Source organism: Serratia sp. Sp408 (assembly GCF_057180665.1).
In genome coordinates, this window is the sequence record NZ_JBXUFT010000002.1 from 103,772 (window position 1) to 124,899 (window position 21,128).

A 21,128-nucleotide genomic window follows, 5' to 3' on the forward strand; every position below is an offset into this window, starting at 1 on the left:
GCCAAGGCGTGGCGATTACGGCTTGCCGTTACGGATCGGCTTGCGTGGCGGCTTGTTGGTTGGCGTGCGCTGGCGCTGGATATCCGTGTGTTTGGTCAACGCCGGGCGAGTGTGGCGCTGCAGGCGTTTGGCCTCGCGTTGCTCATCAATGCTCGGTGCCGGTACCAGGCATTCGCGGCTGCCGACGATCAAATGCTTCATGCCCATCTCTTCCAGCGCGCCACGAATCAGCGCCCAGTTGGCCGGATCGTGATAACGCAGCAACGCCTTATGCAGGCGGCGCTGACGATCGCCGCGCGGGATAAATACGTCTTCGGTTTTGTAACCCACTTTGCTCAGCGGGTTTTTGCCGCTGTAGTACATGGTAGTGGAATTGGCCATCGGCGACGGGTAGAAGTTCTGCACCTGATCGAGACGGAAGCGGTTCTTCTTCAGCCACAGCGCCAGATTGACCATATCCTCGTCGCGCGTTCCCGGGTGCGAGGAGATAAAGTACGGGATCAGGTACTGTTCTTTTCCGGCCTGCTTCGAATAGTGATCGAACAGCTGCTTGAAACGATCGTAACTGCCCATCCCCGGCTTCATCATCTTCGACAGCGGCCCGGTTTCGGTATGTTCCGGCGCAATCTTCAGATAGCCGCCGACGTGGTGGGTGGCCAGTTCCTTGATATAACGCGGATCTTCTACCGCCAGATCGTAACGCACACCGGAAGCGATCAGGATCTTCTTCACCCCTTCCAGTTCGCGCGCGCGGCGATACAGCTTGATAGTCGGCTCGTGGTTGGTATCCATATAGGTGCAGATTTCCGGATACACGCACGAGGCGCGGCGGCAGGTCTGCTCGGCGCGCGGGTTGGTACAGCGCAACATGTACATGTTGGCGGTGGGACCACCGAGATCGGAAATCACGCCGGTAAAGCCCGGCACTTTGTCGCGAATTTCTTCAATTTCACGAATGATCGAATCTTCGGAACGGCTCTGGATGATGCGCCCTTCATGTTCGGTGATCGAACAGAACGAACAGCCGCCGTAGCAGCCGCGCATGATGTTGACCGAGAAACGGATCATGTCATAGGCCGGAATACGCGCCTCGCCGTAGGACGGGTGCGGCACGCGTTGATAAGGCAGCGCGAAGACGCTGTCCATTTCCGGCGTGGTCAGCGGGATCGCCGGCGGGTTAAGCCATACGTAGCGATCGCCGTGCTTTTGCATCAGCGCACGGGCACAGCCCGGATTGGTTTCATGATGCAAAATGCGCGAGGTATGGGCGTACAGTACTTTGTCTGCCTTCACTTTCTCAAACGATGGCAGCAGTACGTAGGTTTTTTCCCACGGTTTTGGCTTGGCGGCACGCACGGTGACCGGTTTGGCTTCCGGTTCTGGCTTGCTACCGTCGGCGCACGGCAGGTCTTCACCATACGGGTTCGGGATCGGTTCAATGCGCCCCGGCTTGTCCAGACGGGTGGAATCCACTCCGCTCCAGCCCGGCAACGGGCCTTTGCGCATCACCGCGGTATTGCGGATGTCGTGGATGTCGGCAATTTTCTCGCCGGCGGCCAGACGGTGCGCCACTTCCACCAGCGGACGCTCGCCATTGCCGTAGATCAGCATATCGGCCTTGGAATCCACCAGGATTGAACGGCGTACGGTATCGGACCAGTAGTCGTAATGGGAGATGCGGCGCAGGCTGGCTTCGATGCCACCGAGCACGATCGGCACGTCTTTATAGGCTTCCTTGCAGCGCTGGGTATACACCAGCGTCGCACGATCGGGACGTTTGCCGCCGACGTTACCCGGAGTATAGGCATCGTCATGGCGCAGCTTGCGGTCGGCGGTATAGCGGTTGATCATCGAATCCATATTGCCGGCGGTGATGCCGAAAAACAGGTTCGGTTTGCCCAAACGCATGAAGTCGTCTTTGTTGCTCCAGTCCGGCTGGGCGATGATGCCCACGCGGAACCCCTGCGCCTCCAGCATGCGGCCGATAATCGCCATGCCGAAGCTGGGATGATCGACATAGGCATCACCGCTGATAATAATCACATCACAGCTGTCCCAGCCCAATTGGTCCATCTCTTCACGCGACATCGGTAAAAATGGCGCAGTGCCATAACATTCGGCCCAATAAGGCTTGTAGGAAAACAGTTCGCGATCCGGTTGGATCAGGCTGGTGGTGCTCATTCGAGTGCTCTTTTGCAGGTTAATTAATCGCCGGGCGGCGATTATACGCACTCCCCGCCAAAAGAGCATGGTTATTTCCAACAAAGTATTTTAGTGTGCTCGCCGACATAGAGATATCGCTGAGGCAGCGGGAGAACCAAATGACTGAATTTAATCCGCTATCGCCGGTACTGGTACTGGGCGGCGCGATGGCAGAGGCGGAACTGAGGTTGCCACAACTGCCGCGCAGCGCCCAACCACAGGCCGCCACGGCGCAACAACAGCAGGTTGGCGGCAGCGCCTTTCGGGTCGCAGGTCTATTACGCCAGCTCGATGTGCCGGTCATCAATGGCATGCCGGTCGGTAACGGGCCGTGGGCTGCGGCCATTGCAACGGCAATGAATACCCTCAACTTACCGGTGCTGCTGCACCACGGACAAATGGATAACGGTTGGCGTCTGACCCTGACGGGGGAAAACGGTGAACACAGCGTCATTACCGTCGCCGGATGTGAAACGCAATGGAACAAGGCGCAGTTGGCCACGCTGCCATTGACGCCGGAAACGCTGGTCTACCTGAATGGCGATCCGCTGACGGGCGAGTCGGGCGAGGTGCTGCGTGAGTGGCTGACCCGTCTGCCGTACGATCAATGGCGACTGCTGGCACCCGGACCACAACTGGAACAGCTCGGCGAAGACTTTTTTGCCATGCTCAGCGACAGCCACACCCTGCTGTCGCTTGACCGGCAGGAAACCGCATTGCTGTGCGGCGCAGGCAACGCGGTTGAAGTCGCGCAGCGCTATGCGGCTGCGCATAACATCAGCCTGATTTGCCGATTGGCCGAGGAGGGTGTCTGGATCTGTAGCGGAAAAAGCGCGCCGCAGCATTGCGCACTGGATGCGGCCAGCGGAGCCGAGGCGCTCGACAACGTCGACGCTCACTGTGCAGGTCTGCTGGCCGGCCTTTCCGCCGGTTGGACGCTGCCGCAGGCGGTTGAACTGGCCAACCGCGTGGCCGCGGGCACGCTGCCGTACCCGCCAGCGGTTGTCTGACGGGTAAAGCCGCCGCGAGACTGCGCCAATCTTGCCGAACGACTAGAGCGACGGCTGTACTACAAACTGGCCGGCGCTACCGCGATCGGCCATTTCCAGCGTTTGGCTGTGATAAAGGAATGGGAAGTGTTCCGATGACGGCTGGGTGAAATAGACCAGCAGTTCTACGTCGCCGTCAACCCAGACGGTATCTTTCCAACCGCGATCTTCGGCCATTGGCTGCGCACCGTTAACCCGCTTCACCAGGAACTGCACGCCTTCGATATGGAACGCCTGCGGCGAGTCGGCATGCACGGTCCAGCGCTCCCAACTGCCCTGCAGGGTTTGCACATCGATGCGGTTCATATCCCAGATGGCACCATTGATGCCCGCCACGCTGTCGCCCAGACGGAATTCGCGTGACCGGCTGACGCTGCCGTCCAGCAGTTGATCCGCCAGCAGGCGCATCGGCAGGTTGTCGGTGACCAACGGCAACAGGCCGGTGGGCTTCAGCGTCAGCACCTGAGTCGAGACCAACAGGCTGGAAGGCTCAAACAGACCACGGAGACGATCCATAATGCCCGCCGCTTCGCCGGCATTGATCGTGACCTCCTCGCCTTTCGACATGTCAATCAGCACTTCGCGTCGTTCGCCCGGCGCCAGGGAAAGCTGCTGCACCGCTACCGGCGCCGGCAGGAAACCCTGATCGCTGGCAATCACGTTCAGCGGGCGGCCATCGCTCAGTTGCAGCACATAGCGGCGTGAGTTGGAGGCATTGAGCAACCGCAGGCGCACCCAGCCGCGCGACACTTCCACATACGGGTTCTGCACGCCGTTAACCAGCAAGGTATCGCCAACGAAGCCCCCCTGCGACGGCGGGTTGTATTCCGGCGTGCCGAAGTTGTCCAGCCGCTTGTCTTGAACGATCACTGGGAAGTCATCTACGCCGTAATGGTTCGGCAACGGCAATGTCTTGCTGATGTCGTCTTCGATCAGCCACAGCCCGGCCAGGCCGTTATAGACGTGCGGCGCCATGCGATTCGGCGTATTGGCGTGATACCAGCAGGTAGCCGCCGCCTGACGAATCGGCAGCACTGGCGACCAGTCGACCCCGGGTGACATCATGCGCGCCGCGCCGCCCATCAGGGTTCCGGGAACCTGCAGGCCGCTGACGGTCATCGACACCGGTTCCGTCAGCCGGTTGCTGTAAATCAGTTTGACGTCATCACCGCTATAGACGCGCACCGTCGGCCCCAGGTACATGCCGTTGACGCCCCACACTGCGGCTTTGTTGTTCGCCATAAATGCCCAGTGGGCGCGTTGCAGGGTTAAGAACAGCGGTTGGCCACGACGCGATTCCAACAGCGGGGGGATCGGTAACGGAGTCTGCGTTCCGCTCGCCTCAGCCCTCAGCGGCACCGCTCCCGCGCACAGCGCCAAGCCCGATGCCTGAATAAACTGACGTCGACTGAGTGACATATTTTCTCCATGAAAACAAAAGCTAAACCGTGTGCAAAAACCGGGCCCGACCATGCGCTTAAGCGTAGCAGGTAACCCGGCGTTAACGGCAGAGGTTGCCGTTTAAAAAAATATCGTTTGCTGCCGTTGGCAATATTATTTTCCGGCCGCTTCGCGCTGGGCGACTTCTTCATCCAGCTGCGCGATTTTCACCTGCATCAGCTCGCGGCAATGGGTCGCCAGCTCACGCACGTTTTCTTTACCGTATTTCGAGGTGTCGATCGGTTCCAGCATTTCGACAATCACATGACCGTTGTTCCAACGGTTCAGATTGATTTTATTACTGGTATTGGATACGCAGATCGGCACCACCGGCACGCCGGCGGTAATCGCCGCATGAAAGGCGCCGGTTTTAAACGGCATCAGGCCGCGACCACGGCTGCGGGTACCTTCCGGGAACATCCAGATGGAGATATTACGTTTGCCGATCTGTTCGACCACCTGCGAAATGGTGCCGTGCGCTTTGGCGCGGTTATCCCGATCTATCAGCAGATTGCCGGTCAGCCAATACAGTGGGCCAAAAAACGGGATCCACGCCAGGCTTTTTTTACCGACGGTAACGGTTCGCGGCTGCACGGCATTGGACGCGGTGACCATATCGTAATTGTTTTGATGGTTGGCAATGTAAATGCAGTTGCCGTAGTCGTCCGCCCCGGCGGGCCGACGCACTTCGACCTTTAGGCCGAATATCGTCGACAGACGGCCGAACAGATGGCCAAACGTCGCCACATGACGAGGGTTACGCGGGCTGAACAGACAGTAAATCGAACCGAAGATGCACACCAGAATACAAAATAGAGTGACGAAAACGGCACGCAAAATTAATAACATAACAACCTCATTAGCACACTGCTGACGCGCATTCCTTTCGCAAAACAGCGACCCGCCATGCTTCGGGCTGCATTGGCGTTGCCACCGGGATACAGCGCGAAGCCTGTCAGGTATCTCACTATTTTTTGCTATTTTCCTGCCAGCAGACAATCCGCACAATAAATTTATGCGGGGAAATGTTAACTATTTGAAAACAGCCATCGCCGACCTGGAGTAACCGGCGCAACATCGCCATGCTGCGCCCGGTACTTACTCTTCGCTATCGCCGGTTGACGCCCGTTGCGGCAGATCCAGCTCAACGCGGTCGATGCGCTGGAGACCCCGTGGCAACAGCGTTCCCTTGCGGCCACGTTCGGCACGGAACTTCTGCAAATCTTCCGGCCGCAGCGTCAGTTTCCGCTTGCCGACGTGCAGCGTCAGCGAGGTTTGCGGCGGCAGCACGAACAGCCAGGACAGCACGTCTTCACCGGATGCGGCTTGCGCCGACGGGATCGAGACGATTTTGTTGCCCTTGCCCTTCGATAGCTGCGGCAAGTCCGCTACCGGGAACATCAACATGCGGCCGGCCTTGGTGATCGACAGCAGCATGTCGTCGTCGCCGTGGATCTCCATCGGCGGCAGCGCCTTGGCGTTTTCCGGCAAGGTAATCATCACCTTGCCGGCACGGTTGCGCGCCACCAGATCGTTGAAGGTGCACACGAAGCCGTAGCCGGCATCGGACGCCATCAGCAGTTTCTGATCGTCGGCTGCCATAATCACCTGTTCGATGGTGGCACCCGGCGGCGGCGTCAGCTTGCCGGTCAGCGGCTCGCCCTGCCCGCGTGCCGACGGTAGCGTCAACGGATCGAGCGCGTAACTGCGCCCGGTGGAATCGATAAACACCACCGGCTGATTGGTCTTGCCGCGCGCGGCGGCGCGGAAGGTATCGCCGGCCTTGTAGCTCAGGCCACTCGGATCGATATCGTGGCCTTTGGCGCTGCGTACCCAGCCCATTTCCGACAGTACGATGGTCACCGGTTCAGACGGCACGAAATCGTGCTCGCTCATTGCCTTGGCTTCGGCACGTTCGGTCAGCGGTGAACGACGTTCATCGCCATATGCCAGCGAGTCGGCCTGAATTTCTTTCTTGATCAGGGTGTTCAGCTTGCGCTCGGACGCCAGCAGCGCCTGCAACTGGTCACGCTCCTTGGCCAGTTCGTCCTGTTCACCGCGGATCTTCATCTCTTCCAGCTTCGCCAGGTGGCGCAGTTTCAGCTCGAGGATCGCTTCCGCCTGGGTTTCGCTGATGCCAAAGCGCTGCATCAACACCGGCTTCGGCTCGTCCTCGCTGCGGATGATGTGGATTACTTCATCGATATTGAGGAACGCAATCAGCAAACCTTCCAGAATGTGCAGACGCTTCAGCACTTTTTCCAGACGGTAGTTGAGGCGGCGGCGCACCGTGTCGCGGCGGAACGCCAGCCACTCGGTGATGATTTCCACCAGCCCTTTCACCGACGGACGGTTATCCAGGCCGATCATGTTCATGTTGACACGATAGCTGCGCTCCAGATCGGTGGTGGCAAACAGGTGGTTCATCACCTGCTCGAGATCCACCCGGTTTGAGCGCGGTACAATGACCAGGCGGGTCGGATTTTCATGATCCGACTCATCGCGCAGGTCTTCGACCATCGGCAGCTTCTTGGCGCGCATCTGGCTGGCAATCTGCTCCAGCACTTTGGCGCCAGAGACCTGGTGCGGCAAGGCGGTGATCACCGCACTGCCGTCTTCTTTCTTCCAGACCGCGCGCATGCGTACCGAACCGCGACCATTCTGGTAGATTTTGCGAATTTCGTCGCGTGGCGTAATGATTTCCGCTTCGGTTGGAAAATCAGGGCCCTGCACGAACTCCAGTAGCTCATCAAGCGATGCGCCCGGCTTGTCGATCAGCGCGACGGCGGCGGCGGCAACTTCCCGCACGTTGTGCGGCGGAATATCGGTGGCCATACCCACGGCAATGCCGGTGGTCCCGTTCAGCAGGATGTTCGGCAGACGCGCCGGCAGCATTTTGGGCTCTTGCAGGGTGCCGTCAAAGTTCGGCACCCAGTCCACCGTACCTTGTCCCAGTTCGGCCAACAGCACTTCGGCGTACTTCGACAGGCGCGACTCGGTATAACGCATCGCGGCGAACGACTTCGGATCGTCCGGTGCCCCCCAGTTGCCCTGGCCGTCCACTAGCGGGTAACGGTAGGAGAATGGCTGCGCCATCAGCACCATCGCTTCATAACAGGCGCTGTCGCCGTGCGGATGATATTTACCCAGTACGTCACCCACGGTACGGGCGGACTTCTTGAACTTGGCGCTGTTGTTCAGCCCCAGTTCGGACATGGCGTAAATGATGCGGCGCTGTACCGGCTTGAGGCCGTCGCCAATATACGGTAGCGCCCGATCCATGATGACGTACATGGAATAGTTCAGATAGGCGTTTTCAGTGAATGTGTGCAGCGGTAAACGCTCAACACCGTCATGAGTCAGATCACTCATTACTCAATTATCCTCAGACCGTGGCTTGGCAATCCCTGATTCGGGGGCAAAGGACTGTCGTTCACAAAAGCAGTGCCCGTGATTGCTTGTCGATTCTTGCTGGCGATAGTACCTTATCTGGCCTTATTCTGTCACAGCATTGTCGGTGATACCGCCAGGGCGAGTGGTTGCTATCCGTTCGATTATTGCTAAATCAGCAAAAGTAATGTGACTCAGCACGCATTTTTCCCCTCTGCAATCCGGCGTACACTCCTCCAATCATTTTATTATTGAAAGAGACCGCTGATGAGCAACATCCTACTGATCAACGCAGGTAAAAAATTTGGCCACTCCAATGGCGAACTGAACGACACGCTGACCGACGTCGCCGCCTCTTTCCTGCGCGACGCCGGCCATGACCTCCAACTGACGGTGGTTGATCACGGCTACGACATTGAAGAAGAAGTGCAAAAATACCTGTGGGCCGACGCGATTATTTACCAGATGCCGGGTTGGTGGATGGGCGAACCCTGGATCCTGAAAAAGTACATCGATGAAGTGTTTACCGCCGGCCATGGCAGCCTGTACGCCAGCGATGGCCGTACCCGCTCCGATGCCAGCAAGAAATACGGCTCCGGTGGCCTGCTGCAAGGCAAAAAGCACATGCTCAGCCTGACCTGGAACGCACCGTTGGAAGCCTTTACCGACCCGGAACAATTCTTCCACGGCGTTGGCGTTGACGGCGTTTACCTGCATTTCCACAAGGCCAACGAATTCCTCGGCCTGGAAGCGCTGCCGACCTTTATCTGTAACGACGTCATCAAACAGCCTGATATTCAAGGTGATATCGCACGATATCGTGAGCATCTGACAAAAACTTTTGCTTAACTATAGCCGTCATGATTCACGCCGCCTGCGCCAGGCTACATGGCCCGGTACGCCCCAGGGTGACTTGGGCCAGCCGTCGCGCTGCGGCATGAAGCATCAGGCATAGACATTTCGCTGTTTGAAAAATGAGGTTGTGATGATCACCGTAATTGCAGAAATCAAAGTAAAGCCGGGCCACCGTGAGAGCGTATTGCAAGCGATCGAAAAGCTGATTCCGTCGGTGTTGGCGGAAGACGGTTGCGGCGGCTATCAGCCGATGATCGACCACAACGCGCAGCTGCCATGGAAGCAAACCGTGCCTGACTCAATATTTATGCTGGAAAAATGGGCCAGCCTGGCGCACCTGGAAAAACACCTGGAGATGGAGCATATGCATCGCCATCGGGCGACCATCAAAGACAGCGTGCTGGGTATCAATATTCAGGTGCTGGAAGCCGCACTGTAAAAGAAAACCCGGCAAATTTGCCGGGTTTTTTATTTGCGCCGCTGCGCATACGGGGGCGCCATCGTTGGCTGTCAGACCGCCAGTTCGGCCATGTCGCCTTTGTCCTGCAACCAGTTGCGACGATCTTCCGAGCGCTTCTTGGCCAACAGCATATCCATCATCGCCAGCGTCTGATCGACATCCTCATCGTTCACCGTCAACTGCACCAAACGGCGCGTATTCGGATCGAGGGTGGTTTCGCGCAGCTGCAGCGGGTTCATCTCACCCAGACCTTTAAAGCGCTGCACGTTCGGCTTGCCTTTCTTGCGCTTCAACTGCTCCAGTACGCCGGCTTTTTCTTCCTCGTCGAGTGCGTAATACACTTCCTTGCCGAGGTCGATACGGTACAGCGGCGGCATCGCCACATAAACGTGGCCGCCCTTGACCAGCGAGCGGAAGTGACGGACAAACAGCGCGCACAGCAGCGTCGCGATGTGCAGGCCGTCGGAGTCCGCATCCGCCAGGATACAGATTTTGCCATAGCGCAACTGGCTGAGATCGTCGCTGTCCGGATCGATGCCGATGGCAACGGAAATGTCATGCACTTCCTGTGATGCCAGCACTTCGTCCGAAGACACTTCCCAGGTATTGAGGATTTTACCCTTCAGCGGCATGATCGCCTGATATTCGCGGTCGCGCGCCTGTTTGGCCGAACCGCCTGCGGAATCCCCTTCCACCAGGAACAGTTCGGTCAGGCTGAGATCCTGGGCGGTGCAGTCGGCCAGTTTGCCCGGCAGTGCAGGGCCGCTGGTCAGCTTCTTGCGTACCACCTTTTTTGCTGCCCGCAGACGACGCTGGGCGCTGGAAATGGCCAGCTCGGCCAACTGCTCCGCTGCCTGCACGTTCTGGTTCAACCACAGGCTGAAAGCGTCCTTCACCACGCCGGAAACGAACGCCGCGCACTGACGTGACGACAAGCGTTCCTTGGTCTGCCCGGCAAACTGCGGATCCTGCATTTTCACCGATAACACATAGGCGCAGCGATCCCAGATATCCTCGGCCGACAGCTTCACGCCGCGCGGCAGGATATTGCGGAATTCGCAGAACTCGCGCATCGCGTCCAGCAGTCCCTGGCGCAAGCCATTGACGTGGGTACCGCCCTGCATGGTCGGGATCAGGTTGACGTAGCTTTCGGTCAGTAGCTCACCGCCTTCCGGCAGCCACAGCAATGCCCAGTCCACCGCTTCGATGTCACCGGCGAAACTGCCGACAAACGGTGCTTCCGGCAGGGTGATCAGGCCATTGACCGCCTCCATCAGGTAGTCGGTCAAACCGTCCTGATAGCACCAGCGCTGCTCGGTGTTGTTCACCTTGTCGATGAAATAGATTTCAACGCCCGGACACAATACCGCTTTGGCCTTCAGCAAATGGCTGAGGCGCGAAACGGAGAAGCGCGGGCTGTCGAAGAACTGTTCGTCCGGCCAAAAATGAACGCTGGTGCCGGTGTTACGTTTGCCGCACGAGCCGGTAACGCCAAGATCTTGCACCTTGTCACCGTTTTCAAACGCGATGCTGTAAATGTTGCCATCACGCTTAACGTTGACTTCCACCCGTTTCGACAGGGCGTTGACCACCGAAATCCCCACGCCGTGCAGACCGCCAGAGAACTGGTAGTTCTTGTTGGAGAATTTACCGCCGGCGTGCAGCCGGCACAGGATCAATTCCACCGCCGGCACGCCCTCTTCCGGGTGGATGTCCACCGGCATGCCGCGACCGTCGTCAACCACTTCCAGTGACTGATCGGCGTGCAGAATCACGTCAATGCGCTTCGCATGGCCAGCCAACGCTTCATCGACGCTGTTATCAATCACCTCCTGGCCGAGGTGGTTCGGGCGCGACGTATCGGTATACATACCGGGACGACGGCGCACTGGTTCTAGACCGCTGAGTACTTCAATGGCATCAGCGTTATAGCTGGATTGAGTCATCGTAGATTATTTTTTCGTGGTTAAAGGAAGGTGCCGGACGGTCCGTTCAGACCGCGTTGAGCCCTAAAAAACCCACAATCTGCGGGAAGTAGTGCTCGAAACCGACGAAGGCATGGTTTCCACCTGACTCCACCGTTTGCCGGCAGGCGCTGTAATACGCCACTGCCTGGCCGTAATCGAGAATTTCATCGCCCGTTTGCTGCAGCAGCCAGATCAGATCCGGCGACTCCAAGGGGTCGATCTGCATCACTTTCAGATCGTAAACGTGACGAGACTCTAACACATATTGTTGACCGGTGTAGGGGTTCTCGTTTTGCCCAAGGTAGTCAATCAGCAGCTCAAACGGCTTCACAGCAGGATTTACCACTACTGCTGGCAGCGCAAAACACTGCGACAGCCAGGTGGCATAATAGCCCCCCAGCGACGACCCCACCACGCCCAACGTCTGCCCGGCACGCTCCATCACCAGATTTTCCAGCAGTTCAGCGGCCTCTGCCGGGTAAGGTGGCAGTTGCGGCACCAGCATCTCGATATGTGGATGATGTTCAGCCAGCCACGCCTTGAACGACGACGCCTTGGCCGATTGGGGGGAGCTGTTGAAGCCGTGTAGATAAAGCAGCGTTGACATCAATATCCATCCGAATCCATGTCGGGGCGGAAATCATCGTTTTCCAGGCGGAAGACCTGCGTTTCCACGCGGCCATCCGGCAGCAGATCGAGATAGCGCCAGCCAGGAGAAACGTCATCGATGGTAAAATTAGTACAATGCGGCTTGAATTGCACGCAGGTCGACGGACTGGCCAACACGCGGCGACCGTGCCAGGCCAGATCAAGATCCTGATGAATATGCCCGCACAGCAGGGTATTTACCTTCGGATAGCGCTGCAGAACGACGTCCAGCATGTGCGGGTTACGCAGGCTGTGCTGATCGAGCCAGGTGCAGCCGGACGGCAGCGGATGATGATGCAGCAGCAACAGCGTGGCACGCTCGGGATACGCCTGCAAACAACGCTCCAGCCATTCCAACTGGTATTCGCTCAGCTCGCCGTGCGGCACGCCGAACACCTGGCTGTCCAGCAGGATCACCTGCCAGCCGTCGCCCAGTAGAACCTGCTTTGACGGGGAAATGCCCGCCGCCGCCAATGCGTCGACCATTGCCGGCTGAAAATCGTGATTGCCCGGCAGCCAGACGCATGGCGCAGGCAGTTGCGCGATGCCGTCGGCAAAATGCCGGTAGGCCTCGAGGGAATGATCCTGTGCCAGGTCACCGGTAGCGACAATCAGATCGTATTCCCGTTGCTGCGCGCAGATGGCATCCAATACCGCGTGATAACTGCGGTAAGTGTTGATGCCCAGCAAGGTCTCATTCTCGCCGGCAAAAAGGTGGGTATCGGTTATTTGTAAAATCCTGACCTTGGCCCCACTCGCCACGGGCAGTTTCAACAGGCTTTCCAAATGGTGTCCTTTGTTATCTCAGTCCATATCCCTACCGCATCGCGCTGCGTCGAGACGGCAACTGAACGGCAAATGGGTCGCAGACCGATTTGAACAACGCTTGCGTTGGCCCACCGGGTGAGCCGACGCTCATCATCCCTGGTATCTGACCGCCAGGCGACCAGGGTGAGCAAAGGCAGCCAACAAAGAGGCCGCTTGACGCATTGGGGGTGCCTAGCAAACCGGAACCGACATTGCCCCATGCGCTAAACAGTAGCGCAGCCAATCAGCAAGAAACTGGTTAATTTGATGCTTTTCGTCGCGTTGATGCAACTTTTTATTAGGATAATCATAACGCGCTTTAAAGCGAAAGATCTGCTGACTGGCACACACTTCCGCAACCATCGCGTCGTGATACAGCCGCACCGTCATCGCCGGCAGGCTCCAATAGCTGACCGCCGGGAAGGTTTGTTCGATTTCCACCAGCGTGGTATAGCGCGTGGATTCCATTATCGTCAGACGATAATGCGCGCTGCTCACCTGATAAGTCACCGTTTCGCCCACTTGGTCATTGCGTGGCAGCAAGCGACGCAATTGCGCGAAGTTGGTTTCGCACAGTCTCATCATTTCCGGGAAATCAGGGGTGTAGCGCTTTGTCATTTACTTGATCCACTCTGCTCTGAGCGATTCATGGTGCAACGCCAGCCACTGCAATGCAATCACCGATGCCGCATTATCAATCGCGCCCTCTTCAACCCAACGGTAAGCCTGTTCGCGGCTCACCACATGGACTCGGATATCTTCATTCTCTTCAGCCAGCCCATGGATGCCTTCTGCGGTGCTGGCGTCCACTTCGCCCACCATAATCGACAGCCGTTCGCTGGTGCCGCCCGGGCTGGCGAGGTAGCTCAGTACCGGCTTGCAGCGCCCAACCACAATGCCCGCCTCCTCCAGCGCTTCTCGGCGACAGACATCCTCAACGCTTTCACCGACTTCGATCATGCCCGCCACCATTTCCAGTAACCAGGGGGACTCGGAAGTATCGACCGCGGCGATGCGCAGTTGTTCCACCAGTACCACCTGGTCGCGCTGTGGGTCGTAAGGCAGCAGCACCGCGGCGTGCCCGCGTTCAAAAATCTCGCGTCGGACCTCGCCGCTCATCTCGCCATTGAACAACCGGTGACGAAAACGGTATAAATTGAGTGAAAAAAAACCACGATAAAGCGTGTCACGTGCAATAATTTCTACATCATTTTTATCGAAAGTAACGGGCGTAGGCTGCGGACGGCTCATAAGCACTCTTCTCCTGCGTGAGTATGCCGATAAAATAAACAGTTTTGATGACAGAAACGGCGAGACTTTCTTTCGCCGCTTTGTGGTAGATTGTTGACCATGATATCAGGTGCGAAGTGCGCAGGCATTTCAGCCAGTGCTCACAGGGCATTCGAAAGATAAAAGTTCCCGCGGATGGCACATTCAGCCACCTTATGCGAACCGAAGACTCTGTTAGAATCGGCAACTATTTCGACTATCGTCAGCGCTAACATACCAATATTGCTGCACAACAAGGAATGCAAATGAAGAAACTGCTCCCCCTTCTTATCGGACTGAGCCTGGGCGGCTTCAGTGCAATGAGCCAGGCAGAGAACCTGCTGCAGGTTTACAAACAGGCGAGGGAAAGTAACCCGGATCTGCGCAAGTCTGCCGCTGACCGTGATGCCGCATTCGAAAAAATCAACGAATCGCGCAGCCCGTTGCTGCCGCAGCTGGGTTTGACCGCCGGGTATACTTACGGCAGTGGTTATCGTGATATCAAAGATACCAATTCCGATACCACCAGCGGCTCGCTGGCGCTGACTCAGACCATTTTTGACATGTCCAAATGGCGTGCGCTGACGCTGCAGGAAAAAACCGCCGGTATTTCCGACGTTACCTTCCAGACCGCTGAACAGCAGCTGATTCTCAATACCGCCACCGCCTACTTCAACGTATTGAAGGCGATTGACACCCTGAGCTACACCCAGGCGCAGAAAGATGCGGTGTACCGCACGCTCGATCAGACTACCCAGCGTTTTAACGTCGGCCTGGTCGCCATTACCGACGTGCAAAACGCCCGATCCAATTACGATACCGTGCTGGCGGCAGAAGTCAGCGCCCGCAATGCGCTGGACAACGCGCTGGAATCGCTGCGTCAGGTCACCGGCGCCTTCTATCCGGAACTGGCCTCGCTGAACACCGACAGCTTCGCCACCAAGCGCCCGGACGCGGTCAATAACCTGCTGAAGGAAGCCGAAGCGCGCAACCTGAGCTTGCTGTCCGCCCGTCTGAGCCAGGATCTGGCCCGCGAGCAGATCAAATATGCACAGACCGGTTATATGCCGACCATCGACATGAGCGCCTCAACCGGTATTACCAATACCAACAACGGCGGCTCGCGTAATCGTACCGAGGATTCGGACGTTGGCCAGAACAAGATCGGCGTAAGTTTCAATCTGCCGATTTACAGCGGCGGCCAGACCAACTCTCAGGTCAAGCAGGCGCAGTACAGCTTCGTCGGTGCCAGCGAACAGCTGGAAAGCTCGCACCGTACGGTGGTGCAGACCGTGCGTTCGTCGTTCAATAACGTCAATGCCTCGATCAGCAGCATCAACGCGTATAAACAGGCGGTGATCTCCGCGCAAAGCTCCCTGGATGCCATGGAAGCCGGCTATCAGGTGGGCACCCGCACCATCGTCGACGTGCTTGACGCCACCACTCAGCTTTATGACGCCAAACGCAACCTGTCCGATGCGCGTTATACCTATCTGATCAACCAGTTGAACATCAAATCTGCGCTCGGCACGCTGAACGAAAACGATCTGATGATGCTGAACGGCGCGCTGGGTAAACCGGTGTCAACCGCGCCAGACGCCGTGGCACCGCAGAACAGCGCACAAGACGCCTATGCCGACGGCTACCAGGACAACGCGCCAATGCAGCAGACGGCCGCGCCAGTACCTGCCAGTCGCAGCGTGTCCTCGGCACCGGCGCCACGTACCAGCGCACCGGCCACCACCGCTAGCCAACCGCGCAATCCGTTCCAAAACTGATAGCCTGGTCTGGCACGATATCGGGGGGTGGCGTCAGCCACGCCCCTTTTTTATGCCGAATGTTCGCCGGTTCACAGCCAGCCTATCTCCCTTCGGTTTAGTATTATCCTTTCCCCGTGAACCTGTGGACGCAACGCGATGGAGAATCTCCCACTCTGGCAGCGCCTGATGGCTGACGGCGCGTTGCCGCCGTCACAGCGTCCGCCAGCGGCCATTTATGCCTCCTGGCTGCGTTGCCGCACGTTGATGCGCCCGTCGGTGTGGAAGGCGCCCCAGCGCGCGCTGGGCAGCACCTTCAGCTCCGTCTGCCAGCGCAAAAACGATTTGCTGACGCTGGGTCAGGCGGCGCTGGAGGACGCTTACGAATACATGGAGCAACGCCGTTGCGTGCTGATAATCCTCGATGAAAGCGGCTGTATGCTGTGGCAGTGCGGCGATATCACCACATGCCAACGGCTGGCGCAGTTGGGTTTGCTGCCCGGCGCTTACTGGGCGGAAGGCGATATCGGCACCAATGCGCCGTCGCTGGCGGCGTCCGAAGGGCATCCGATTCAGGTCAGCGGCAAGCAGCATGTGCGTGAGGCGTTACATGACTGGTCATTCTGCGCCACACCGGTGTATGACAACAGCGGCCGTCAACGCGGCGCCATTGCGCTCGGCTGTCAACTCATCGCCGCCGCCGCCGGCGACCTGTCACTGACGCTGGCGCTGGCTCGCGAGATCGGCAATTCGTTGAATGCCGACGGTTTACTGGCTGAATCCAACCGCCACCTGAACCAGCTTTATGGCTTGCTCGACGGCGTGGACGATGGCGTCATGGCCTGGGATCACCGGGGTTATCTGCAATACCTCAACCAGCGCGCGGCAGCAATGCTGAAACTCGACGTTCAGCACAGCCTGGGGAAACCGCTGGCGCAACTGCTGACGCTGCCGGCAATGCTCAAGCGCGCCATCGAGCAGCGGCAACCGTTGCAGCATATGGAGGTCACCTTCGAAAACCAGCAACAGTTTATCGCCGCGCTGCTGACCTTGAAGCCGATCCCCGACGGCAACCACTGTGGCTTTATCGCCCTGCTGCATCCGCTGGAACCGCTGCGCCGTTACGTCAGCAGCCAGCTTGGCCGCGTCAGCCATACCTTTGAGCAAATGCCGTCCGGCTCGCTGGAGATGCGCCGCCTGATCCGCTATGGCCAACAGGCCGCCAAGGGTAATCAGCCGATTTTGCTGTGTGGTGAAGAGGGGGTAGGCAAGGAACTGCTGGGTCAGGCGATTCACAATGCCAGCGAACGCGCCGCCGGGCCGTATATCGCCCTCAACTGCCAACTGATGCCCGAAGCGCAGGGCCTGCGCGATCTGCTGGGCAGCGATGCCAACGAAGAGCGGGCCGGACAATTAAGCAAATTCGAGCTGGCCAACGGCGGCACACTGTATCTGGAACAGATTGAGTATTTACCGCCGGATATGCAGTCAGCGCTGTTGCAGGTGCTGAAAACCGGCATTGTCATGCGCCTCAATTCCAACCGGGTGATCCCGGTCGATGTACGCATCATCGCCACCAGCGCCGCCAATCTACCGCTGTTGGTGCAGCAAAACCGCTTCCGCCGCCAGCTGTTTTACAGCCTGCAGGCGTTCGAAATCCAGATCCCGCCGCTACGCCAGCGTCTGGACGACATTCCGCTGTTGGTACACCATCATTTACACGCGTTGGAATTGCATTTTCAATGCCGCTTCCGGGTGGATCATGACGTCTTGACCCAGCTCGGGTTATACCCGTGGCCCGGCAACGATCTGCAACTGAAAGGCGTGGTGGAGCGCGCGGCCATGATCTGCCATAACCACCATATTCAACTGGCGGATTTACCCGCCCATCTGCTGGGCCAGCAGCTGGCGTCTGACCTCCCGCCGACCATTACCACGCCCACGCTGGCGGAAACCGAACGTCAGGCGATCCTGCACGCGGCCAGCGTCAGCCGTGGACAGTTAAACGAAATGGCCCAATTGCTGGCGATCGGCCGCACCACGCTGTGGCGGAAAATAAAGCATTATCAAATCGATATCCGCCAGTTCAAGCTGCGCGCCTAGTGGCTGAGCTGCAGCACGCCGCGCGCGGCATCCAGCATGGCTTGCTGACCGCTACGGGTTTTGCTCAGACAATCGCTCATGCCAACCACCATCGGAATGCCCATCGCCTTGGCCAGAATTGCGCTGTGTGACAGCGCGTGGCCGCCACTCAGGCAAATGCCCAATACCATGCGGCGATCCAGCATCACCACTTCCGACGGCATCAGCTCATCCATTACCAGGATCGCCGGCGTGGTCAAGACGATCGGTGGAATAGTCTGCCGCTGCAAATGGCTCAGGGTACGGCGCAGCATATCGCGCACGTCCAGTTCGCGCGCGCGCAGATACTCGTCGTCCAGCGTGCGATAATCGGCGGCGATGGCCTCCAGCTCTTGCCGCCATGCCTGCTCGGCGCTGCAAAACTGCTGGGCGATACGCGTATAGGCCGCCTGTTGCAGATCCGGATCGTCCAGCAACATGCTGTGCGCGCCGAATATTCCCGCCTGTGGTTTGCCGATCAAGGTCGCGGTACGCTCCGCCAGCCGGTTCAAATCGCTCAGCGTATGCTGCAAGGCTTCACGCAGCCGCTGCTGCTCGTTGAGAATGTCGTCAGCGCCGATCTTGCGTTCCGCCAGCGTCGGCCAGAAACTGTAAACCTGCAACACCGGGCCGCTACTGACGCTCTCCTCCACGGGAATACCGTGCAGCGAAGGTTGTTGGTGAGCTGAAACCGTTTCGCCAAAATGCTGTTCCGCCAGCGCCTGGAAAGCGGCCAGGGCCAGATCGGCCTGCGTGCCGCTGGCGATCAGCCGCACGCTATCACCCTGGCGAACCTGCAGCAGCGCCAACTGATTCAAACTGCGCGGATTGGCGCATTGGCCGGCCTTTTCCAGCACCAGTTCGGCATCGAACGGCGCCAGCGTTTCCGCCAGCCGTGCTGCCGGGCGTGCATGCAGACCATGGGCATTTTGCACCGTCCAACTGACGCTTTTTCCCTGGTTTAGCGGCAGGCTCAGCGATTTGCTGGCTGGCGTCGCTTCGCCCAACTGCGCCTGCTTGGCCTGTAATGCGCCACGCGCTTCGGCCAACACCTGCTCCAGCCCGGCTCCTGAATTGGCCGCAACGATCGCCGCCAGCGTGCCCTCCACCAGCGGCGCGGCGCACAGCGATACCTTGGCCGCCAACGCCGGATCCAGCAGCTCCAGCGCGGTTTCCGCGCTCAGCACTGCGCTGCCCAAATCCATCAACACTACGATGGCATCGCCGTCTGCCACCGCTTCAATCGCCGCCATGACTTTTATCGCGTCGGTACCGATGGGATGCTGTTCATCATCAACCCCCGCCGCCAGCGCCAGTTTACAGCCGTCGCCGCGCATCATCTGTTGCGCCAGCGCCTGAACGCCCTGCGCCAGTAACGCGCTGTGAGAAACCACTACGATATTGATCATTTTGCCTCCCGCCTAGGCGGCGATTTCCGCCAGCGTTTTCACCATCAACATTACCGACGTGGCACCCGGATCCTGGTGACCGATGCTGCGCTCGCCGAGGTAGCTGGCTCGCCCCTTGCGCGCCTGCATGGCAATCGTTGCTTCCACCGCCTGCTGCGCGCACTCTGCCGCCCGTTGCAAGGCTTGCGCCACGCTCAGTTGCTGTTGCGCCGATTGCCGCAGGCTCTCGACCACCGGCCACCACGCGTCACACATGGTTTTATCGCCCGGCTCCGCCTTACCCCGCATCACCACCCCCTCGACCCCTTCCTGCATCATGTGCTGCAATTCCGCCAGATCCAGACTTTGCTTGGCATTGGCCGCCTGCGCGGCGCGAATGAAAAACGTGCCGAACAGCGGACCGCTCGCACCGCCAACGCTGGACAGCAACGTCATGCCGGTGTTCTTCAGGATGAAACCGATATCCTTGTCCGCCACCGACGGCAGTTTTTCTACCACTTTATTAAAGCCACGGTTCATGTTGAGGCCATGATCGGCATCGCCGATGTCGGTGTCCAATTGAGTCAGAAAGTCTCGTTCACGGGCAAAGACCTCGCCGCAGCGCATCAGCCAGTCAACCACCTGTTGTTTTGTCAGCATCATCTGTTCTCCTCAGCAGCCCCAACGTAGCGCAGGGGTTTTCACCGGCGCATCCCACAGCGCCAACAATGGATCGTCCACTTTCAACAGCGTGATGGAAACGCCCTGCATGTCCAGCGAAGTGCAATATGCGCCGATCAGGTTGCGTTCGATGATGATTCCCGCCTCCGCACAGCGCTCTGCCAGACGGTGGTAAACGCCGTACAGCTCTGACAGTGGCGTCGCCCCCAGGTTATTCACCAGCGCAATCACCCGATCGCCACGCATCAGCGGCTTTTTTACCTGTACATCATCGCGCCATTCGCCTTGCGCCCGCTGCCAGACGCGCAAGGTGCGCTGATAATTGCCGTGTTCTATCAACGTATGGAACATGTCATCCACCGCGTGGTTAAGCGTAGTGAATGGCCGCCGTTCAATGCCCGGCTCGCCGTGAATGCCCACGCCGAACTCCATCTGGTTTTCCGCCAGCGTAAACGACGGTTTACCGGCCGCGGGTACGGTACAGGCGCCCAGGGCAATGCCGATTGAATGTCCCTGATTGTTCAAGCGGTGACCCAGCGTCACCAGATCATCCAGCGTATCGCCGCGCTGTGCCGCCGCGCCAAGCAGTTTTTCCATCAGTACGGTATTGGCAACGCCACGCCGTCCTGCGGTAAACAGGCTGTCTTTCACCGCCACGTCGTCGTCCACCAGCACCGTTGCCACCGGTATGCCGCCGTCGTGCAGCAGCTCCGTGGCGGTTTCAAAATTCAGCACGTCGCCGGTGTAATTCTTGATCAGCAGCAGCACACCGGCGCCGCCGTCAATCGCCAAGCCGCATTCGTACATCTTGTCCGGCGTCGGCGAGGTGAAAATCTCGCCCGGACAGGCGCCGTCGAGCATACCCTCACCAACGAAACCGCAGTGCATCGGTTCATGGCCGCTGCCGCCGCCGGAGAGGATCGCCACCTTGCCCGCCACCGGACCATCGGCGCGGGTGACAAACAGCGGATCCTGATGCACCCGCAGTTCGGGGTGCGCTTCGCCCAGGCCGAGCAGTTGCTCGTCCAATACTGTTTCAACCTGATTAATAAGCTTTTTCACGGTTAACTCCTCTGTAGGGGACAGCGGGATCG

At 58.6% G+C, this 21,128-nt stretch carries 17 protein-coding genes; 5 read left to right on the forward strand and 12 right to left on the reverse strand.

Annotated elements, in window-relative coordinates:
- Window positions 1-15: 15 nt before the first annotated feature.
- Window positions 16-2,181, reverse strand: coding sequence for a YgiQ family radical SAM protein (locus AC2AXP_RS11290; protein ID WP_484381687.1), 2,166 nt, complete (start codon window positions 2,179-2,181; stop codon window positions 16-18).
- A 140-nt stretch (window positions 2,182-2,321) separates the two neighbouring features.
- On the opposite strand from AC2AXP_RS11290, the gene AC2AXP_RS11295 reads away from it, so the two are divergent.
- Window positions 2,322-3,212: a PfkB family carbohydrate kinase gene (locus tag AC2AXP_RS11295; RefSeq protein WP_449145396.1), complete on the forward strand. Its 891-nt coding sequence runs from the start codon at window positions 2,322-2,324 to the stop codon at window positions 3,210-3,212.
- Between the two features lie 42 nt (window positions 3,213-3,254).
- Here the strand turns inward: AC2AXP_RS11295 and ftsP are convergent, their stop codons facing one another.
- The 3 genes from ftsP to parC all read right to left on the reverse strand — a co-directional run bounded on the left by ftsP (window position 3,255) and on the right by parC (window position 8,063).
- Window positions 3,255-4,670, reverse strand: coding sequence for a cell division protein FtsP (ftsP, locus tag AC2AXP_RS11300; RefSeq protein WP_004958346.1), 1,416 nt, complete (start codon window positions 4,668-4,670; stop codon window positions 3,255-3,257).
- Window positions 4,671-4,805: 135 nt separating this feature from the next.
- Window positions 4,806-5,540, reverse strand: coding sequence for a 1-acylglycerol-3-phosphate O-acyltransferase (locus tag AC2AXP_RS11305; protein ID WP_198773743.1), 735 nt, complete (start codon window positions 5,538-5,540; stop codon window positions 4,806-4,808).
- A 249-nt stretch (window positions 5,541-5,789) separates the two neighbouring features.
- A complete protein-coding gene (parC, locus tag AC2AXP_RS11310) occupies window positions 5,790-8,063 on the reverse strand; it encodes a DNA topoisomerase IV subunit A (protein ID WP_004958343.1) in 2,274 nt (757 codons plus the stop codon).
- A 285-nt stretch (window positions 8,064-8,348) separates the two neighbouring features.
- On the opposite strand from parC, the gene AC2AXP_RS11315 reads away from it, so the two are divergent.
- Window positions 8,349-8,930 (forward strand): NAD(P)H-dependent oxidoreductase, encoded by a 582-nt coding sequence (locus tag AC2AXP_RS11315; RefSeq protein WP_004958341.1) that lies wholly within the window; start codon window positions 8,349-8,351, stop codon window positions 8,928-8,930.
- A 136-nt stretch (window positions 8,931-9,066) separates the two neighbouring features.
- Complete coding sequence (locus AC2AXP_RS11320) at window positions 9,067-9,375, forward strand: putative quinol monooxygenase (protein ID WP_004958340.1); 309 nt, start codon at window positions 9,067-9,069, stop codon at window positions 9,373-9,375.
- A gap of 71 nt (window positions 9,376-9,446) precedes the next feature.
- Here AC2AXP_RS11320 and parE read toward each other — a convergent pair whose 3' ends face one another.
- The 5 genes from parE to nudF all read right to left on the reverse strand — a co-directional run bounded on the left by parE (window position 9,447) and on the right by nudF (window position 14,069).
- The gene (parE, locus tag AC2AXP_RS11325) at window positions 9,447-11,342 is read right to left on the reverse strand and encodes a DNA topoisomerase IV subunit B (protein ID WP_039991707.1); all 1,896 of its coding nucleotides are present in this window, start codon (window positions 11,340-11,342) and stop codon (window positions 9,447-9,449) included.
- Window positions 11,343-11,388: 46 nt separating this feature from the next.
- Window positions 11,389-11,970, reverse strand: a complete 582-nt coding sequence (gene yqiA / locus AC2AXP_RS11330) for an esterase YqiA (protein ID WP_004958336.1) — start codon at window positions 11,968-11,970, stop codon at window positions 11,389-11,391.
- Window positions 11,970-12,797: a 3',5'-cyclic-AMP phosphodiesterase gene (gene cpdA, locus AC2AXP_RS11335; RefSeq protein WP_004958334.1), complete on the reverse strand. Its 828-nt coding sequence runs from the start codon at window positions 12,795-12,797 to the stop codon at window positions 11,970-11,972. The genes yqiA and cpdA overlap by 1 nt, the downstream gene beginning before the upstream one ends.
- Window positions 12,798-13,010: 213 nt before the next feature.
- Window positions 13,011-13,436 (reverse strand): DUF1249 family protein, encoded by a 426-nt coding sequence (locus AC2AXP_RS11340; RefSeq protein WP_004958333.1) that lies wholly within the window; start codon window positions 13,434-13,436, stop codon window positions 13,011-13,013.
- Window positions 13,437-14,069 carry an ADP-ribose diphosphatase gene (nudF, locus tag AC2AXP_RS11345; RefSeq protein WP_004958330.1) on the reverse strand — a complete coding sequence of 211 codons (633 nt, stop codon included), beginning with the start codon at window positions 14,067-14,069 and terminating at the stop codon, window positions 13,437-13,439.
- Between the two features lie 284 nt (window positions 14,070-14,353).
- Here nudF and tolC point away from each other — a divergent pair, with 284 nt between their 5' ends.
- Together tolC and dhaR are read left to right on the forward strand one after the other, a co-directional pair.
- The gene (tolC, locus tag AC2AXP_RS11350) at window positions 14,354-15,865 is read left to right on the forward strand and encodes an outer membrane channel protein TolC (RefSeq protein WP_430299361.1); all 1,512 of its coding nucleotides are present in this window, start codon (window positions 14,354-14,356) and stop codon (window positions 15,863-15,865) included.
- Window positions 15,866-16,003: 138 nt separating this feature from the next.
- Window positions 16,004-17,947 (forward strand): dihydroxyacetone kinase operon transcriptional regulator DhaR, encoded by a 1,944-nt coding sequence (gene dhaR / locus AC2AXP_RS11355; RefSeq protein WP_371901921.1) that lies wholly within the window; start codon window positions 16,004-16,006, stop codon window positions 17,945-17,947.
- Here the strand turns inward: dhaR and dhaM are convergent.
- Genes dhaM through dhaK form a run of 3 tightly spaced genes read right to left on the reverse strand, consistent with a single transcriptional unit; the run spans window position 17,944 to window position 21,096 of the window.
- A complete protein-coding gene (gene dhaM, locus AC2AXP_RS11360) occupies window positions 17,944-19,374 on the reverse strand; it encodes a dihydroxyacetone kinase phosphoryl donor subunit DhaM (protein WP_198773741.1) in 1,431 nt (476 codons plus the stop codon). The two genes, dhaR and dhaM, sit on opposite strands and share 4 nt — an antisense overlap.
- Window positions 19,375-19,386: 12 nt before the next feature.
- Window positions 19,387-20,016, reverse strand: a complete 630-nt coding sequence (dhaL, locus tag AC2AXP_RS11365) for a dihydroxyacetone kinase subunit DhaL (RefSeq protein ID WP_198773740.1) — start codon at window positions 20,014-20,016, stop codon at window positions 19,387-19,389.
- A 9-nt stretch (window positions 20,017-20,025) separates the two neighbouring features.
- Window positions 20,026-21,096, reverse strand: a complete 1,071-nt coding sequence (gene dhaK, locus AC2AXP_RS11370; protein WP_004958320.1) for a dihydroxyacetone kinase subunit DhaK — start codon at window positions 21,094-21,096, stop codon at window positions 20,026-20,028.
- Window positions 21,097-21,128 lie beyond the last annotated feature (32 nt).

Coding starts and splice junctions, on each gene's coding strand:
- AC2AXP_RS11290 (WP_484381687.1), bottom strand. CDS start 2,181: ATGAGCACCACCAGCCTGATCCAACCGGATCGCGAACTGTTTTCCTAC.
- AC2AXP_RS11295 (WP_449145396.1), top strand. CDS start 2,322: ATGACTGAATTTAATCCGCTATCGCCGGTACTGGTACTGGGCGGCGCG.
- ftsP (WP_004958346.1), bottom strand. CDS start 4,670: ATGTCACTCAGTCGACGTCAGTTTATTCAGGCATCGGGCTTGGCGCTG.
- AC2AXP_RS11305 (WP_198773743.1), bottom strand. CDS start 5,540: ATGTTATTAATTTTGCGTGCCGTTTTCGTCACTCTATTTTGTATTCTG.
- parC (WP_004958343.1), bottom strand. CDS start 8,063: ATGAGTGATCTGACTCATGACGGTGTTGAGCGTTTACCGCTGCACACA.
- AC2AXP_RS11315 (WP_004958341.1), top strand. CDS start 8,349: ATGAGCAACATCCTACTGATCAACGCAGGTAAAAAATTTGGCCACTCC.
- AC2AXP_RS11320 (WP_004958340.1), top strand. CDS start 9,067: ATGATCACCGTAATTGCAGAAATCAAAGTAAAGCCGGGCCACCGTGAG.
- parE (WP_039991707.1), bottom strand. CDS start 11,342: ATGACTCAATCCAGCTATAACGCTGATGCCATTGAAGTACTCAGCGGT.
- yqiA (WP_004958336.1), bottom strand. CDS start 11,970: ATGTCAACGCTGCTTTATCTACACGGCTTCAACAGCTCCCCCCAATCG.
- AC2AXP_RS11340 (WP_004958333.1), bottom strand. CDS start 13,436: ATGACAAAGCGCTACACCCCTGATTTCCCGGAAATGATGAGACTGTGC.
- nudF (WP_004958330.1), bottom strand. CDS start 14,069: ATGAGCCGTCCGCAGCCTACGCCCGTTACTTTCGATAAAAATGATGTA.
- tolC (WP_430299361.1), top strand. CDS start 14,354: ATGAAGAAACTGCTCCCCCTTCTTATCGGACTGAGCCTGGGCGGCTTC.
- dhaR (WP_371901921.1), top strand. CDS start 16,004: ATGGAGAATCTCCCACTCTGGCAGCGCCTGATGGCTGACGGCGCGTTG.
- dhaM (WP_198773741.1), bottom strand. CDS start 19,374: ATGATCAATATCGTAGTGGTTTCTCACAGCGCGTTACTGGCGCAGGGC.
- dhaL (WP_198773740.1), bottom strand. CDS start 20,016: ATGATGCTGACAAAACAACAGGTGGTTGACTGGCTGATGCGCTGCGGC.